Raw genomic sequence first — 1,698 nt, 5'->3', positions numbered from 1 at the left:
GTCACCAGTAGTGCGTTGGCGTAGCCTGCCCTCCGGGGCATACTTCTAGCTCGCTGATGACTAATATGGAGCGAGAGGCTGACTTGTTGTTACCAGGGAGCGAGACGCTCCCACTACAGATATTTAACCTAGCGTAATTAATGTGGTGGACTACTAGTAGTTCATTTCATTAATTTTGATGGGTTCTTATTTCGACCCAACCGGGAATCAAAAATTTTGATGGGTTCTTATTTCGACCCGACCGGGAATCAAATTCCCGGTCTAATAGCACAAGTCCTATGAATAGGACTAAAAAATCAATTATATGATAGTTGATCAATTACCCCTCAAAACTAATGCAATAGACTACTAGTGGTTTGTCCCATAAGTTCTGAAGGGTTCGTAGTGAGGGATTTATCCCTCAAATCAAGGGCTAAAGCCCTTACTACAAACTATCAAAATTAATGGGACAGACTACTAGTAGTTCACCACATTAATTTTGAGGGGTAACGTTCTCGTAGTGGGAGCGTCTCGCTCCCTCGTTACAACCAGCGAGCTTTCCGGCTCGCACTACTTCAACCCCTCATAACTTATGTGGCGGACCACTAGTACTCCACCACATTAATTTTGAGGGGTATTAATTCAGTCCTCTTGAGAGGACTTTTGCTTAAGAGCCGGGAATTGCATTCCCGGTCGGGCTGCGATCCCAACCCATCATAATTTATGTGGTGGACTACTAAAACCACCATAACCACCTTGGTTAACTAAACCGTCTCAACAACTCCTCACGCTGCAAAGAGGGCAACTGCAACAATAAAGAAGCATATTCTTGAGGTGGTAACTGCAACATCGGCTCAATAATCGCGGCTAACTGCTCATCTAACTCCCCAAATCGGGCTTTGAGTAAATTTTCTACAACAAAACGCTGTCCCCGACGCTGGGTTTCTTGTTCCCATTCGGTTAGGAGCTTGTGATAATGTCATCATTAGCTCCCGATCTTCTTGCTCAACTAAGTTACTTACCTCCATACTAATCTTCCAAGTTGCTAAGAGTTTTAAAATCGTAGAACGCCTTGGGTCTTTTACATTGAACCCAATTACCTCATCAATTGCTTGCTTTTGAATTACTCCCTTACCCAATATTCTCAACCACAAAGTTTCTGGGATACGAGGTAACTCATTTACAGCGATGATTGCTGTTTTTAAAACTTTTGGTAAAAAATAAATACCTGTTAACCAATCTTCACTTTCAGAAGCACAAGCTCTTGAAAGCAAATCATCGGATGCAGAAGGGGTAATAATCCACAACTGTGGAAGTTCGTCTTCTCGAACTGTTCTATCTTCACGTTTGGCTTGACGTTGAAAATCCGCGATGACATGAAATAATTTAGACAAACAACTACGAATTTCTGAAGAGTTGGGCTGATTGCGAAAAGGCTCCAACAAACAAGGTAAAGTCGCAATTTTTGCAACAAGTCCCAAATCTTCCGTAATTACACTCGGTGGATGGGATGGCGAAAACCAAATATCGATAAATTTCGGCTCTCCCGGAACTTCAAAATTCGTTCTTACCTCACCTAGGGGAGATAAGAAAGTTTCAAAAAATTGCTTGGCAAATTGGTCAAAAGGGTTTTTACTCATGGAAATGCGATCGCGTAAGCGCAACGAAGTATCGCCTGTATAGTCCAATCGTACTATGAAAGGTGATGGGGGGATGGGG

Annotated in this window: 1 protein-coding gene; it reads right to left on the bottom strand. The window is 42.6% G+C overall.

Annotation, left to right across the window (positions count from 1 at the left end; genetic code table 11):
* Nucleotides 1-854: 854 nt before the first annotated feature.
* On the bottom strand, nt 855-1,698 hold an 844-nt coding region (locus IQ247_RS32090), incomplete at its 5' end, for a hypothetical protein (protein WP_228060240.1).

The sequence above is a fragment of the Plectonema cf. radiosum LEGE 06105 genome, from assembly GCF_015207665.1.
Classification (GTDB): domain Bacteria; phylum Cyanobacteriota; class Cyanobacteriia; order Cyanobacteriales; family Nostocaceae; genus Rivularia; species Rivularia radiosa_A.
Note: the sequence above shows the minus strand (reverse complement) of the source record. Positions and strands in the feature narration are given on the sequence as shown.